This is a genomic window from Nostoc sp. (assembly GCF_036919815.1).
Classification (GTDB): domain Bacteria; phylum Cyanobacteriota; class Cyanobacteriia; order Cyanobacteriales; family Nostocaceae; genus Nostoc.
On the sequence record NZ_JBALCE010000023.1, the window covers coordinates 92300 to 107875 of the forward strand.

7 protein-coding genes and 1 pseudogene are annotated in these 15576 nt (G+C 43.6%); 3 read left to right on the forward strand and 5 right to left on the reverse strand.

Going from position 1 to position 15576, the window contains the following annotated elements; translation table 11 throughout:
- Positions 1-142: 142 nt before the first annotated feature.
- Positions 143-2692, forward strand: a pseudogene (locus V7K15_RS06875) (beta strand repeat-containing protein); the annotation flags it as partial.
- A gap of 559 nt (positions 2693-3251) precedes the next feature.
- Here the strand turns inward: V7K15_RS06875 and V7K15_RS06880 are convergent.
- The 3 genes from V7K15_RS06880 to V7K15_RS06890 all read right to left on the reverse strand — a co-directional run bounded on the left by V7K15_RS06880 (position 3252) and on the right by V7K15_RS06890 (position 9712).
- Positions 3252-7616 (reverse strand): DUF4912 domain-containing protein, encoded by a 4365-nt coding sequence (locus tag V7K15_RS06880; protein ID WP_334904204.1) that lies wholly within the window; start codon positions 7614-7616, stop codon positions 3252-3254.
- Positions 7617-7967: 351 nt separating this feature from the next.
- Entirely contained in the window at positions 7968-9089 is a 1122-nt protein-coding gene (locus V7K15_RS06885) for a precorrin-8X methylmutase (protein ID WP_334904205.1), read from the reverse strand.
- Entirely contained in the window at positions 9086-9712 is a 627-nt protein-coding gene (locus tag V7K15_RS06890; protein ID WP_334904207.1) for an AAA family ATPase, read from the reverse strand. The genes V7K15_RS06885 and V7K15_RS06890 overlap by 4 nt, the downstream gene beginning before the upstream one ends.
- A 222-nt stretch (positions 9713-9934) precedes the next feature.
- Between V7K15_RS06890 and V7K15_RS06895 the strand changes: the two genes are divergently transcribed.
- Positions 9935-11872 carry a heavy metal translocating P-type ATPase gene (locus V7K15_RS06895; protein WP_334904208.1) on the forward strand — a complete coding sequence of 646 codons (1938 nt, stop codon included), beginning with the start codon at positions 9935-9937 and terminating at the stop codon, positions 11870-11872.
- 394 nt (positions 11873-12266) lie between these two features.
- Complete coding sequence (locus tag V7K15_RS06900) at positions 12267-12662, forward strand: hypothetical protein (RefSeq protein ID WP_334904210.1); 396 nt, start codon at positions 12267-12269, stop codon at positions 12660-12662.
- A 611-nt stretch (positions 12663-13273) separates the two neighbouring features.
- Here V7K15_RS06900 and V7K15_RS06905 read toward each other — a convergent pair.
- Together V7K15_RS06905 and V7K15_RS06910 are read right to left on the reverse strand one after the other, a co-directional pair.
- Complete coding sequence (locus V7K15_RS06905; protein ID WP_334904211.1) at positions 13274-14911, reverse strand: efflux RND transporter periplasmic adaptor subunit; 1638 nt, start codon at positions 14909-14911, stop codon at positions 13274-13276.
- A 235-nt stretch (positions 14912-15146) separates the two neighbouring features.
- Positions 15147-15416, reverse strand: coding sequence for a hypothetical protein (locus tag V7K15_RS06910; protein WP_334904212.1), 270 nt, complete (start codon positions 15414-15416; stop codon positions 15147-15149).
- Between the last annotated feature and the right edge of the window lie 160 nt (positions 15417-15576).

Below are 15576 nucleotides of genomic sequence, written 5' to 3' on the forward strand. Positions count from 1 at the left end.
CTAATAAAAAAGATCAGGAGATTTGCATAAAAATACTTCATAGAGATGAAGGAAATAAGGAGCTGTTCTAAAGGCGTTGTTGCACGAACAGCAATTTGTAAACAGAAATTATTGAAAAAATCGATTTAGGTAGATAAAAGTTATGGCAAATATCATTGGAACCAACGGTAACGATACCCTAGCGGGCAGTGGCAATGACACCTTGACTGGTGGAGGCGGCAACGATTTTTACGACATCCACTACAACGACAGTGTTACCATCACTGATTTTGGTGGCATAGGTAAGGCTATAAATCCCTCGGCAGCAGCCATTGCCGAAGTGGACACCCTAAGATTTTTGGTCGATGACATCAGTACCCGAAATCTGCTGCTGACCCAGAATGGCAGCAATTTAAAAATTACTTTTGAAGGTGAAGTGGGGTTTATTCCCACAGTCATCCTGCAAAACTTTGCCCTGGAAAACCTGCATAATCTTAGCAAATCTACAGGAGCCACTGTAGACTTAAGCAATATCCTCTTTTCTGGGCAAAATAGCATCACGGACAGCTTTGATGTCTTCAATGCCAACTCGACCCAAAGCACTATCTTCAACAAGAATACAGTCACCTTCCTTAATGACCTCTCCAATAATGTTAATGGCTTTGACAACTCAGATGATGTGATCAATGGTCAGGGGGGTAATGACAAAATCGACGGCAAAAGTGGCAACGACTTTTTGAGGGGTGGTACGGGCAGTGATACTCTCATTGGTGGTGCTGGTGATGATACTTTGAATGTTAAATATTCAGAAGGCAATAACCTGTTGAATGGTGGTGATGGAAATGATTATCTGTTAGCCTCTGGTAACATCTACGGACGCCGCGATATTTCATTTGGCAATCCTATCTCTGGCAATAACACCCTCAATGGTGGCGCTGGGGACGATATATTGAGAGCTGACTATTCAACAGGCAATAATACCCTCAACGGTGGTATTGGTGATGATATATTGACTGCTAACTATTCAACAGGCAATAACACCCTCAACGGTGGCACTGCGAATGATTATCTTGAAGTTTCTGGTTACTACGGCGATGGAAGTGGATATAGTACTAGATTTTATGGCTCTGGCAATAACACCTTGAACGGAGACGCTGGGAACGATACCTTAAATGCTAGTTATACAATAGGCAATAACACTCTCAACGGTGGCACTGGTGATGATTACTTGAATGTTAAGAATTCAGAAGGCAATAATCTGCTCTCTGGGGGCGATGGCAATGACTCCTTTTATACAAGCGCCCCAGATAATACTACCCCCTCTTCTTTAGTGACTCAAACGGTCGATGGGGGTAAGGGTGACGATTTGTTGTCCGTCGATTACACCAATGCTAGCAAAGGAATCACAACGACTTTCAATGCTACTACTAACATTGGATCAATTACGGCGGGTACGAATCAAGTTAGTTACAAGAATATTGAACGATTAAATATCTTAGGTACAGCCTACGATGACAATATTGTGGGGAGCAATGGCAACGATACGCTTTCTGGTGGCACTAGTGGCAATGATACAATCGATGGGGGGAAAGGTAACGATTTATTGTCCGTCGATTACAGCAATGTTCCCGTAGGAATCACAACGACTTTCAATGCTAATACTAACACTGGATCAATTACGGCGGGTACAAATCAAGTTAGTTACAAGAATATTGAACGATTAAATATCTTAGGTACAGCTGACGATGACAATATTGTGGGGAGCAATGGCAACGATACGCTTTCTGGTGGCACTAGTGGCAATGATACGATCGATGGGGGTAAAGGTGACGATTTGTTGTCCATTAATACCAATGTTAACGGAGGAATCACAACGACTTTTAATGCTGCTACTAACATTGGATCAATTACAGTAGGCACGAATCAGGTTAGCTACAAGAATATCGAACGATTAGATATCAGGGGTACAGACTACGATGACAATATTGTAGGGAACAGTGGGAACGATACGCTGTCTGCGGGCTATGGCAAAGATACGATAGACGGGGGTAAAGGTGACGATGTGTTGTTGATCAATTATAGGAGTGCTAACGGAGGAATCACAACGACTTTCAATGCTAATACTAACACTGGATCAATTACAGGAGGCACGAATCAGGTTAGCTATAAAAATATCGAACGATTATATATCTGGGGTACAGACAGCTACGATGACAAGATTGTGGGAAACAGTGGCAACGATACGATAGATGGGGGTAATCGTGGCAATGATACAATTATTGGCGGTGCAGGTAACGATCACTTGAGTGCTAGCTATTCAGGCAATAACACCCTCTATGGTGATTTTGGCAATGATATTCTGATAAGTTATTCTAATAATGATACCCTCTATGGAGGAGATGGGACTGATACCTTTATTTTATATAATCACGAAAGAGGTGTTGATAGTCTTTATGACTTCAACGCCACTAATGAAGTAATTCAGCTATTTACTTATGAATTTGGTGGGGGATTATCATCAGGTTCACTTCAGACAAGTCAGTTTACCATTGGAACATCTGCAACGACAAGCAATCAACGATTTATTTATAACAGTGCTACAGGTGGACTGTTCTTTGACCAGGATGGTAGTGCATCTGGGTTTACTCAGGTAAAATTTGCACAATTATCTGCTGGATTGTCACTAAGCAAAAACAATTTTGTGCTTGTTTAATCGTCATTAGCGTTTTACCATCACTAAGCGGTATGTGTTGCGAGGTGGTTAGAATAGCACCTCGCGTTCGATTAATCAATGCAAGTCATTTTGGTAATCTATACCCATTCTTGCACCAGATATAATGAACTATATACTTGTCAACACAAAACAGAACTTTTAATCAATTTCTCACCTATCCGGTATAAGCTACCATAAAATCAATTTCTAAATCAATTTTGCGACCATTGCCTTTGCGGTTATCGTAGGGATTTAAATCGTGTTTGGCGTTGTGATCATCAGGTCTGTTTTGAGAATTTTCTAAAATTGCTTAGATGGTAGCTGGTTTGCTACTTGTAATATTAAGTTCGGGTGAGATTAGTTATAATAAAATCTATCAATGTACGTTTAGTTGTAGCAAGCTTTAAGAGTAGGGTACGGCAGTGAAACCCAACCTACAAATATTTTATTTTTTCAGAGTAATAAAAGAGCGTTATATAGATAAAATCTGCTGATTAACCCTCTCCCTATTTCCCCCTAAAAGGGAAAATAGGGTTAGAGGGGTAACTCAGGATAATTGCTAGCTCTCTGAAGTTTCCTGGGAGAACTTTTTATGGATAGTTCTAGTGGATTCCCCATCAGCAGCTACCGTGATCAGATAATCCATTAAACCATCTGAAAAGGGGAAACGTAAGTGGAAAGTACCATCGGGTTTGATTTTGATAGTATGACCACCAATGTTTACGGTTGTGTTTGGTTGGGTTGCTCCGTGAATAATCAACTCAGCATCGGCCACAAACCAGAAATCTCCGTGGGGATGACTGAAGACCCGAACGATCGCGGAACGGGCGATAAATAACCAGCGTAGTTTACCGCCGTAGGCATCGCTATCAGCAATATAGCCAATTTCAATCATGTAGTCATGATCGCTGACGGGAATAGCCACAAAGCGATCGGATGCTACCTCTTCACATTCATACTGCTGTACAAGCTGCGGACTTTGATAACTCAAGTCAATCCCAGTCACATCGTAGAGCCGCACTACCAATTGGGAGCCGCCCTGTTGTTGCAACGTTTCGTTCTCAGCCTTGGAAATGTACCAAGAGACATAAGCCCATTTGGGAGTACGAGGTGTGAGGACAATATTGCTCTCTTGTTCACTGATCTGTTCTTCTACATCTACTAAGCCAATAGCTGTTTCGCTTGTTAACGCTGCATTTTCAACGGTGGGATCTGGATGAACAGCACTGAAGATCCGAACATTCGCGGAACGGGCGATAAATAACCAACGAGCGCCATCAGCGATATAGCCAATTTCGGCTATGTAATCGCGATCGCTGACGGGAATTTCCACAAAGCGATCGGATACTCTCTCTTCACATTCATACTGCTGTACAAGCTGCGGACTTTGATAACTCAAGTCAATCCCAGTTACATCGTAGAGCCGCACTACCAATTGAGAGCCGCCCTGTTCTTGCAGCGCTGCTTTCTTGGTTTCGGAAATCTCCCAAGAGACATCAGCCCACTGGGGAGTGCGCGGTGTGAGGACAATATGGCTCTCTTGTTCACTGATCTCTTGTTCTACATCTACTAAGCCAATAGCTATTTCGCTTGTTAACGCTGCATTTTCAACGGTGGGATCTGGATGAACAGCACTGAAGACACGAACCAGCGCTGAACGGGCGATGAATAACCAACGAGCGCCATCAGCGATATAGCCAATTTCAGCTATGTAATCGCGATCGCTGACGGGAATTTCCATAAAGCGATCGGATGCTGTATCTTCACATTCATACTGCTGTACAAGTTGCGGACTTTGATAACTCAAATCAATTCCAGTTACATCGTAGAGCCGCACTACTAATTGAGAGCCACCCTGTTGTTGCAGCGCTGCTTTCTTGGTTTCGGAAATCTCCCAAGAGACATGAGCAGATGTATAAGTATGCGGTGTAAGCAGAATACTGCTCTCTTCATCTGCATCTCCCCAATCAATATCTGTTTCATCCCCAATCGGCAGATGATCAACTGTGGGATCTGGATGAACAGGACTGAAGACACGAACGATCGCGGAACGGGCGATGAATAACCAGTGTTCGCCATAAGCGACATAGCCAATTTCAGCTATGTAATCGCGATCGCTGATCGGAATTTCCACAAAGCGATCGTGTGCTGTCTCTTCACATTCATACTCTTGTACAATCTGGGGACTTTGATAACTCAAGTCAATGCCAGTTACATCGTAGAGCCGCACTACCAATTGAGAGCCGCCTTGTTGGTGCAGCGCTGCTTTCTTGGTTTCGGAAATCTCCCAAGAGACATTAGCCGACTGGGGAGTGCGGGATGTTAACACAATACTGCTCTCTTCATCTACATCTACCAAGTCGATAGCTGTTTGGCTTGTTAACGCTACATTTTCAACTGTGGGATCTGGATGAACAGGACTGAAGACACGAACGATCGCGGAACGGGCGATGAATAACCAGTGTTCGCCATCAGCGACATAGCCAATTTCAGCTATGTAATCGCGATCGCTGACGGGAATTTCCACAAAGCGATCGTGTGCTGTCTCTTCACATTCATACTGCTGTACAAGCTGCGGACTTTGATAACTCAAATCAATCCCAGTTACATCGTAGAGCCGCACTACCAATTGAGAGCCGCCTTGTTGGTGCAGCGCTGCTTTCTTGGTTTCGGAAATCTCCCAAGAGACATCAGCCGATGTATAAGTATGCGGTATGAGCAGAATACTGCTCTCTTCTTGGGCATCTACCAAATCTATAGCTGTTTCAGCTGCAATCGGCAAATTGTCAACCGTAGTTTCAGTTTCTCCTTGAGCATCTGATGCCAAAGTGGTAGCCCAGGCTTCAATCCCTGCTGCTGCGGCTAAATCTGTGGAGTCACCTTCCCCAACAGTCGGCTCTCCTTGAGATTTTTCATCTAGCAAATTCAGACTAGGTTCGGCATCGTCCGCCACCACATTCAATTCATTTTCTGGCAAATCGAATAGTGAAGCTGTTTCTGCCTCTGACAGTTCCAAATCAGCTGTTAAAGGCAATTCATCTACTAAGGCTGTATCTTCATCTTCAGTTGAGGTGATACTATCTAGCCAGTTGAACTCTGCCTGAAGTTGCTCATCTATCTGATCTTCACTAACTTCTGTGTCCCAGTATCCAAAATCAGATGTTACTTCTGGCACATCTGGTAATTCCGGGAGTGAATCTGTCACCTCAGATGAAGGCAATTCCACATCAGCTGCTTCTTCTGGAATATTAGCCCGGTGAGGATATGAAGTATTTACTACAGCTGCTGGGGCTTCTATGTCCCATGCAACTTGATCAGACTCAGGAGGGTTCATATCCGCATAATTATTTAACTCCCCTGTCTCATCAATCGCATCTGTTTCTGTTTCTTTGTTGCTAAAGGCAGACCAGGTACTCGCCCCGATACCCGTTGCTAGAGCCGCACCACCAGTTAAAGCTGCGGCTCCCAAATTGTGATTTTCTGATCCATTACCTACAGATGAGGTTGTGCCTTCATGGAGGTTAGAGCTGCCATTAGTTACCTCTTGTAGAAAATTTGATGTCCCCTGAGTAGCGTTCTGGGTCAGGTCAGATTCTGTTTGAGCATAGATGTTGAAAGGAGTGCGATCGCGGGTTTCATGCTCTTGGAAGTGCGGCACTGGCTGCTCCTCAAGTATCGCTCCGTTGAGGGAGGCAGGTGTGCTGGCATTGAACACCGGCGTTTCTTCATCTTCTCTGCTGGGTGGACGAGGATTTGATTCTGGTAAGTTGTCTGTTTTCTCAGTGGCCAATGGGCGTTTTCCTAGAACCCACCATAGTAACCCTCCAGCTAGACTAATAAAAAAGAAAGGTAGCAGCAACCATAATGGTGTTTGCTTGTCTACAATTGGACTCTTTTCTACAGGAGCAGCCACAAAGGGCTGTTCGGCAAATGCAGGTGTTTTCTGGGCACTAGGGGAAGCTGTAGCAGTCGGTGTCGTCTGGGCACTGGGAAAAGGTGCAGCAGCAGGTTGTGATACGCTGGCTGCGATCGCCTCTGCGTCAGTAGTTCTAGCTTGTTCTATAGCTTGCTGTCCTGAGGGTGCAAGGGTGAAGCCGAGAAAATCTACTATGCTTAAGCTGGGATTTTTTTTGTAAACGTAAACTAAAGGTTGCGAGAAAGGATATTTAGGATCATTTGGCAAGGTTTGATGTAATTGCAGAACTCGCACACCTTTCAACTTCGACACCTGATTAGCTAACACATAGCTGATGCCGTCTTTGCCCAGTTGTTTGATGATTTCGGCGGTATTATCCTTAGTTAGTTGGGTAGCATTGGGTCCTGTAGCAAACTCAGCAGTTTTGAAGGCTGGATAAGCACGAAAAGTATCACGAGTATCACTCGTCTTCGGGTGATCGATTAGCCGAATCTTCCCTGGAGGTCCTCCCAGTTGTGACCAATTTGTAATTTGTCCCCGGAAAATCCGGGCGAATTGCTTACTGGTTAAGCTTTGCTTGAAAGGATTATCTGCACCAACCACGATCGCAATCTTCTCACGGCGCAAGCGAACTTGCTCTAGTCCTTGGGCTTTTTCTGCTGGTGTTAAACCACGCCCGATTGCTGCGATGTCAATTTTGCCACCTAGCAAATCTTTCAGTGCCGTACCAGTGCCGTTAGCAGCAATTTCAACCTTTGTGCCGGAAAACTGTTTTTCAAAACTTTCTTTCAGCCTTTGGTTGATTGCAGTCAAGCTATTTGAACCGTCAATCCGCACTGTCGTCCCATTCTGCACTGTTTGCGGCAGTGCAAAAGAGGGAGCTTCAGGTTTAGATTTTGCCAGCATCGGTGCAGATACCACCAGAGTTGCTGCCATCGGTGTTGTAGCTAAGGCAATCCATAATACCAGCCTGACTATCGAAGTATCTTTTTTTTCTTGTTGCCACATATGCCCTTTATTAAAGTAAAAAATAGAAAGCCTACCAATCCTAAATCGCAATCTTTTTAAAGATTATGGAGGAGACGCGCTAATTATACATCTGAGTTATCTTTACTTCTAATTATTTCAACGCACTTGTATTTTTTTATACTCCACTCTAACTTGTATAGCATGATAATTTATACTCTAAATTGCCAAAGTCTGTTTACTATAAATTTTTCTAATTTATATTACAACTTATACCAAGTTCCTAGCTTATGGCCACAATTATGAATTATTGAATTACTAAAACTGGTAAAGTGTACTAAATTCAATATTATTTAACAATATTATTTTCACAGACGTAACAGTGCTACGTCTCTACAAGGGTTCTACATCTTTGAGATAACAATGACAATCTGGCTTATCAATCAGTGACTCCACCAAGGCATTTAGGGCAGTTGCAGCTAAAGCGCCACCTCCCAAAGTTCCTTCAACTGTAATAAAAGGTATCCCTTGTTGCATCAGTTGTCGCTTGGCTGCGGGAGCATGGCTAAAGCCAATGGGCATTCCAATTACTAATGCAGGCTGAATTTTCTGGTTGGCGATCGCAATTGATGCTTCCAGAAGTACTGAGGGAGCATAACCAACTACTAGCACACAACCCTGATTTACCTGCTGCAATTTTGATCGCCATTCTTGATGTTGCCAAAAGGCAAGTTCTGCTTCTGTGGCGGTGGTAATATGGGGATTATCAATTAAGGTTTCAATGTGGCATCCCAAGTGAAATAATCGGGTTTGATCCAACGCAGCTGCAACCGTTTGAGTATCGACAACAATTTGACAGCTTGAAGATAGGGCTTCTCGACTAGCAGCGATCGCATCTCGACTTAATTTGATAAAGGACACCAAACTGACATCGCCACAAGCCAAAACCAACTGAGAAATTAAGTGTTGTTCAATTTCTGAACGGTTAGACAAATCAGGTAGTAAGCGTTGTAGCGATTCTGTAAAAGCTTCCGAGTGGGTATGAATTTCGGCATCCAAGCCACTCCAGAGATTTTCTAATCCCCCCAATCCGGCTTGAGTTTCCACATCCAGTAACTTGAGTTGTGCCAAAACTTCCGCCTGGATAATTTGACAATGGCGATCGCGCCCCAATAATCCTTCTAATGCTGATGCCGTTTGCCGTAGTTGGGAAATTTGTTGCATCACCGCTCGATATTGCTGCTGAAGTTGTCCCATGAGGTTAAGATTTGTGTCGGCTTCTGGTTCCACCTCCAAAATCTGACGGATATGGTTTAGCTGAAAGCCTTGTTGCTTGAGTGCGACAATCCGTTGCAAGCGAAGGACATCTTTTTGGTTGTAGAGACGATAATTGCTAGGCGATCGCACTGGTTGCGGTAGTAGTCCCAATTGATGGTAATGTCGCACCATGCGCGGAGTTAAACTGCCGCCAACTGCATCAGTAAGTTCTTTAATAGTTAAGCAACCAGCATTCATAAGTTATTTAATAACGGCAAAAGTCTTTGTAACTCTTCACAAGCCGCCTGGAGAGATGGCGGCGCATTTTCATCTAAACTCCCTCGATTAAGCATAAGACTAGGAATAATTTGTACAATAATGAATCGCTGCATACGTTTTGTGAACCAGTCCAACTTTGTAGCACTATCTACCGTAAATAAGTATAGTAAAGATCCTACTAATTGGAATCGTGAAGGTAATGAGGTTTTCACTACTTCTTCATAATCATCTTGGAAAATTTTAATTTCGCCTTCCTCAGACTTCAGCAAAGCTTGATTATTAAACCAGAGACGCTCATATTCAACATGACTTTTCTCTTGATTATGTCTAATAGCAAATTCATATTTATAACTACCACCATTTCCAGCAATTTCTAGCTCAAAACGCTGAACTGGCGAAGTCTGCCAGCGAGTACAGTCAGCAGATTTAAAAATTCCTTCTACTTTGTCGTCACCACTTATAAAAAGTTGAATTTTCCGCAAGACTTCAAAAACAGATGATTTACCTGTCCCATTACCACCAAGAAACAGGTTAATCGAGTCAAAATTCATCTCAAAATTTACCAAGCCACGAAAGTTATCAATATAAATTCGCTTTAACATAGATTTTTTTCTCCTAGTGCAATTTTAAAGCTAACAGTTAAATCCTCCCATTTACCCACATCCCGCTCCTGAAAAATACTCCAAAAACCCAGATAAATATTTAACTTCGCGTACCTTTGCGCTTCCCTCAGCGCCCCTCTGCGTTTAAAAATCATTATAAACCTTGACATTAACATCAATGTCAAGGTTTATCCTGAAAGAGTCCCTGTTAAATCACCTCTGATGCTCTACCCCCAACGTTTCACCCAATTCACCAGAGAACACGCAGATACCGTAGCCGCCCTTTTGTGTGGCTTACTGCTATTTCTCGGATGGTTCGCCTTACATCTCGGTGCTTTGGGATTGGCGTTGCTACTGCTACCTGCTGCTTATGTAATTGGTGGTTACGAAAGTGCGCGAGAAGGATTAACTACCCTCTTCAAAGAAAAAGAACTCGATGTAGATTTGCTGATGATTGTGGCGGCGATTGGTGCAGCTAGCCTGGGCTTATGGCGAAGAGAATATCATTTAATTATTGATGGGGCAATTTTAATTCTGATATTTGCCATCAGTGGCGCATTAGAAGGCTATGCAATGCAGCGAACTGAGCGGAGTATTCGCAGTTTGATGAGTTTGACACCCGATACAGCAAGGGTTTGGGATCAGGGAAGAGAAGAGGAAGTTTCCATCAGTCAGCTAAAAGTGGGTGATGAGATTGTCGTCAAACCGGGAGAGCTAATTCCTACTGATGGGATAATTTTATCAGGTTACAGCACCCTCAATCAAGCTGCGATTACAGGCGAGTCTTTACCTGTAGAGAAAACAATCGGTGCAGAAGTATTTGCCGGCACACTCAACGGCTATGGTGCGTTGCAAATTAAGGTACACAAACCAGCCCAAAGCAGTTTAATTCAGCGTGTGATTCGCTTAGTAGAACAAGCGCAGACAGAAGCCCCTCCTTCGCAAGAGTTTATCGATCGCTTTGAGAAGGGATATGCCAAAGTCATTGTAGTAGCTGGGATATTACTGGCAACTTTACCGCCATTTCTTTGGGGTTGGGATTGGGAAATAACGATTTATCGTGCCCTTACCTTCCTGGTGGTAGCTTCTCCCTGTGCGCTGATGGCGGCAATTATGCCCACGCTGCTTTCAGGAATCGCCAATGGTGCAAGACAGGGGATTTTGTTTAAAAATGGGGCGCAGTTGGAGAAGATTGGCAAAGTTAGAGCGATCGCATTTGATAAAACTGGTACTCTCACAACAGGACAGTTGCAGGTATTTCAGGTAATTTCAGCTAGTGGATACACTAGAGATGATGTATTAAAAGCCGCAGCTAGTGTGGAATCATCTTCAGAACATCCCATCGGTAAGGCAATTGTACAGGCGGCTGGTAATTTAAATTGGGTTGGTGCAGTTCAAGTGCAAGCCATAGCGGGACAAGGAATTGTCGGAATCGCCCAAGAACAACAGATAATTGTGGGGAATGCCGTTTTTGTGCAAAAGTATGTCGCAAATTTACCTGAAGAATTGCGAGAAATGGCTCAATCTTTAGAGCAAGAAGGTAAAACTGTAGTTTGGGTAGCGAAGAACCCCACCCCGCAAGCGACGAGGGGAGCCGAATTTGAGGTGATGGGTGTAATTGCGATCGCAGATCATGTAAGATCGCAAGCAGCCGCAACTATTACCCGCTTAAAGAAACTGGGAATTGAGCAAATTGTCATGTTAACTGGGGATAACCAGGAAACTGCTCACAGTGTCGCCAAAGCAGTCGGAATTGCTCGGGTATATGCTCAACTTCTACCAGAAGATAAGCTGGATGTGATCCGCCGTCTACAGCAACAATATCAAACTGTGGCAATGGTAGGCGATGGGATTAATGATGCACCAGCCTTAGCGCAAGCATCTGTAGGTATAGCGATGGGAATATCTGGAAGTGATGTGGCATTGGAAACCGCAGATATAGTACTGATGGCAGACAGGTTAGAAAAAATTGCCGTGGCGATGCATTTGGGTAGGCGATCGCAATCCATAGTCAAACAGAATATAGTCGTAGCGTTGGGTTTCATTATGTTGCTTTTGGTGGGCAACTTTTTAGGAAATATTAACCTACCCATTGGCGTTATTGGACATGAAGGTTCCACAGTCTTAGTTACCCTCAGTGGACTAAGATTGCTCAAATAAACCACTGCATAAGCATCTCCTTGCCTACAGAATTCTAACATTCTAGAGTAAATATTATTATCAATATCAGGATAGTATTTCGGGCTATCTTTCGATGAGTTGATAAATTTCGCCGGGGTAAGGTTCTTTTCTTATAAACAAGATTCTTGCTCCCTCTCCTTACCAAGGAGAGGGTTGGGGTGAGGTTGTACAAGGCTTTTTACACTCATTGAGATGCTCCCTGTGGAAAGTGAAAAAGTATCACAGACGACAAAACTTTTCTCAATCACCGCACCCAAGAAAACTTTTTGAGTTACTCAATACTGATAGGATTGATTCAAAGACTTGTGGAATCTGCTCTTCCTAAACAGACTGGACTTGCATAAATTACTATCAACAATTTTCGACTCACATCATGAACCGCTTTACCTCTATTTTTCTGGCCGGCTTGATAGCATCTGCATCAGCTTTGGCTATTTCTCTAAAAGCTGATGCAGATGCACCAGTGTCTTATCTTGCTGAGTCAGATAACTACAGCTATCATCGCAACGATGATGATAACTACGAACGTGAGAGTCGTCATTACAGAGATGCTAATTATGAGCTTCGTAACATTGATGACAATAACCGCCGCTATGAGCGTGAGAATAATCGCCGCTATGAGCGCGAAAATAATCGCCGCTATGAGCGTGAGAATAATCGCCGCTATGAGCGCGAAAATAATCGCCGCTATGAGCGCGAGAATAATCGCCGCTATGAACGCGAGAATAATCGCCGCTATGAGCGCGAGCGCGACTGGGGTCGTGGTTAATCCCTCGGCCTTCATTTATTAAGCTTTGGTTCCAGGTGAACTAAGCATTGATTCTCCTTGGCGATAAGCTGTTGGAGATAAAAGTTGCATATTACCTAGAAGTAAAACTCTTGTGGGGTGGGCCGAAAAGCCCGCCCTAGTTATGCAAATTAAAAGTACATTAGCCTAGTACAGACAACTGCATTAATTTGTTTGACCAAATTACCTAATCAATTTGACATCTGTAGGACTTACGCAAAATTGTCTCAAAAACCTTATTTGTCGTAGCGGTAATTCATGTAGCTTTAGCTTTCCTACGGAACGCTACGCGAACCCGCAGGGTATTACCGCTACTTCAGAACTTTTTTGCGTAAGTCCTGATCTGGTGAAATTAAATATGCGTTACCCAGAACCCTTGTCTTGACGTGGCACTGCTACGTCAAAACAATTCTTTTTCACTCCTATGTCTATTTGACAGTAAACATCATTAGAAAAAAGCTAGATAGAACCTGAGTATTAGTAGTTCAGCTGACGCGCATCTAAATTTGATAATTTAGCGCACTGAAACTGTTTGCTGCTTTAGATTGCCTTGTAAAACTAGATGACGAACAGCTTATCGATTGGTACAAACGTCAAGACTTCGGACTATCCGCTTCATTAGGTGCAGGAGTGATGGCAGCGCCATTGGTGAGGCTGAGAATACCGGAAACAACAATTTTGTCCCCAGTTTTTAGTCCTTCGATAACTTGATAATTATTTCCCTCAATCACTCCCAATTTCACGGACTTTTGTTGAGCTACTAAAGATGGCGCTCCAGCTTTAGCGTTTTGTGCTGGCGCTCCAGCTTTAAGCTTTTCCTGTGGCGCTTCAGATTTAGGCTTTTCCGTCGGCGCTCCAGCCACAAATACAAAAGTCTCCCCACCCAAACGAGATACTGCTGTAACTGGAATTAAGATTCCCGGATGTTCGTTCCAGATCACTTTGGTTTGCAGTGACTGAAGATTAAGTAGTCGATTTCTGGAATTGCCAAAGTTGGCTTTCACCAAAACTGTCTGCGAATCTGAACTAGCATTTGGGGAGATAAAACTGATCTTACCCGTTGCTGTGGGTTTCCCTTGGACATCCAGTATTTGCACAGGTAATCCCAAGCGCAACTTTCTGGCTTGATTTAGCGGAATGGATATATTCAGTTCTAAAGAGTCGTTTTTGGTCAATGTGGTCAGTTGATCCCCTTGTCCCACATACTGTCCTACCCTGACTGGGATGTTACCAACAATACCTGTGAATGGAGCTAGGACTTTTGTGTATTGCACTTGAACTTGAGCCGACTGGACTTGAGCTGCTGCTTGGCTGACTTGCGATCGCCCTTGGGCAATATCTTCTGAGCGGTTGCCGTTCACCTGCTGCCGATAGTTTTGTTTCTGTTGTTCTAAGGCAGCACCTAACTGCTGGATATTAGCAGTTCTGCTTTTGCGAAGTTGCTCTAAGTTTTTCTGAGCTGCAACCAGCGCCGCTTGAGCACTACCTTTGTTTTTGACATATTCATCTAGGCTATCTTGGGAAGTTGCCCCTTCTTTTGTTAATTGTTGGTATCGCGTTGCTCGTGCTTGTGCTAATACTAAATCGGATTGGGCGGAATTAACTTGAGCTTCAGCCTGCTGAATTTGCTGTGGTAGCGATCCAGATACGGCATCTTGATATTTTGCTTGGGCTTGATCTAACTGGGCTTTGGCTTGCAAAACTACTTCTCTTCGAGTCCCGGCTTTGAGTTCGGCAAGATTTGCCTGTGCTTGTTCTAGTCCTGCTTGTTTTTGTCGTAGCTGGGCTTGGACATCATCACTTTGCAGGCTAATAATGACTTGCCCTTGTTGAACACGGGTGCCCTCTTTGATGAGAATCTGGGTAATGCGCCCTTCAACCTGTGGCTTGATTGGTACAGATAGTGATGCCTCTAAGGAGCCAATAAACTCCGAACTCTCCTGCACAGTTTGAGTTTCCACAGTTGCTAGCTTGACGGGAATTGCCGGTTGAGCAGCTCCTCCAGCAGCATCGGCTGCTTTGCTATCATTACTAGTTTGCCACCAGCGCCAACCAAAACCAACACCTGCAATTAACAGGATGATTCCCAAGATTAGAGGCCAAGGCCGCTTTTGAGGTCGCTTAGGCGATCGCTGTGGTAATGGTTGCAACTCTTGACTAGAATCGGTAACAGCAGGCTGTTCTATTTCAACGGGAACACGAGAGTCAGGGAACTCAGAATGGGTCATCATTTTCTGGTTTTGTGGATTTAAACTTGGGCAATCTACTTTTTTTGGCTAAAAAAGCATTATTTGAATAGTTTTTTAGCCTTTTTTCTCTATATTGGTGACAAATATATTTGGGTATTCGGGCGATCGCTCACAATGTCTACCACCTCAAACGCACACATCTCGTTCAGCACATTATGGTTAATTTGTACATTCCTTAACTCCGAGCATTTTTTAAATTGTAATTTATAAAACCTTTTTAGTCAGTATAAACCCAGGACTTAGAGCCGAGAAAAAGGTCAGTGTATAGATTTTGAGTCCACTCGTTGTCACGGGCTAAAGCTTGGTTTTGTAAAGCGATCGCTTCGGTAATCACAGCAGCTAGTAGTTGCTCTTTATTCTGCAAATCACCAAATAATATCATCTCATTGACCGCAGCAACACGAGCTATTTCTCCGTTTAAACCTGCGGTTGCTGGCTTTATCAACCGGACACGAGTTTGTACCGTCCTTGATCCTAAGTTTTCCATGAGCGTTTGTAAGCGCTTACTTGCATTATAACCACATAGGAGAAAAGCTTAGTATAAATTACAGATGAGTTTATCCCTCTTGAGTAGTACTGAATAGTGATTTTAGGAAAGAAAAGCCTATGGAGCGATGCCTTCTTTTCTCCCTTGGCGCTAGCCTCTC

Bases quoted from the DNA above. Each gene is read 5' to 3' on its own strand.
- V7K15_RS06910 (WP_334904212.1), bottom strand. From the start codon at position 15,416: ATGGAAAACTTAGGATCAAGGACGGTACAAACTCGTGTCCGGTTGATA.
- V7K15_RS06905 (WP_334904211.1), bottom strand. From the start codon at position 14,911: ATGATGACCCATTCTGAGTTCCCTGACTCTCGTGTTCCCGTTGAAATA.
- V7K15_RS06885 (WP_334904205.1), bottom strand. From the start codon at position 9,089: ATGAATGCTGGTTGCTTAACTATTAAAGAACTTACTGATGCAGTTGGC.
- V7K15_RS06900 (WP_334904210.1), top strand. From the start codon at position 12,267: ATGAACCGCTTTACCTCTATTTTTCTGGCCGGCTTGATAGCATCTGCA.
- V7K15_RS06890 (WP_334904207.1), bottom strand. From the start codon at position 9,712: ATGTTAAAGCGAATTTATATTGATAACTTTCGTGGCTTGGTAAATTTT.
- V7K15_RS06895 (WP_334904208.1), top strand. From the start codon at position 9,935: ATGCTCTACCCCCAACGTTTCACCCAATTCACCAGAGAACACGCAGAT.
- V7K15_RS06880 (WP_334904204.1), bottom strand. From the start codon at position 7,616: ATGTGGCAACAAGAAAAAAAAGATACTTCGATAGTCAGGCTGGTATTA.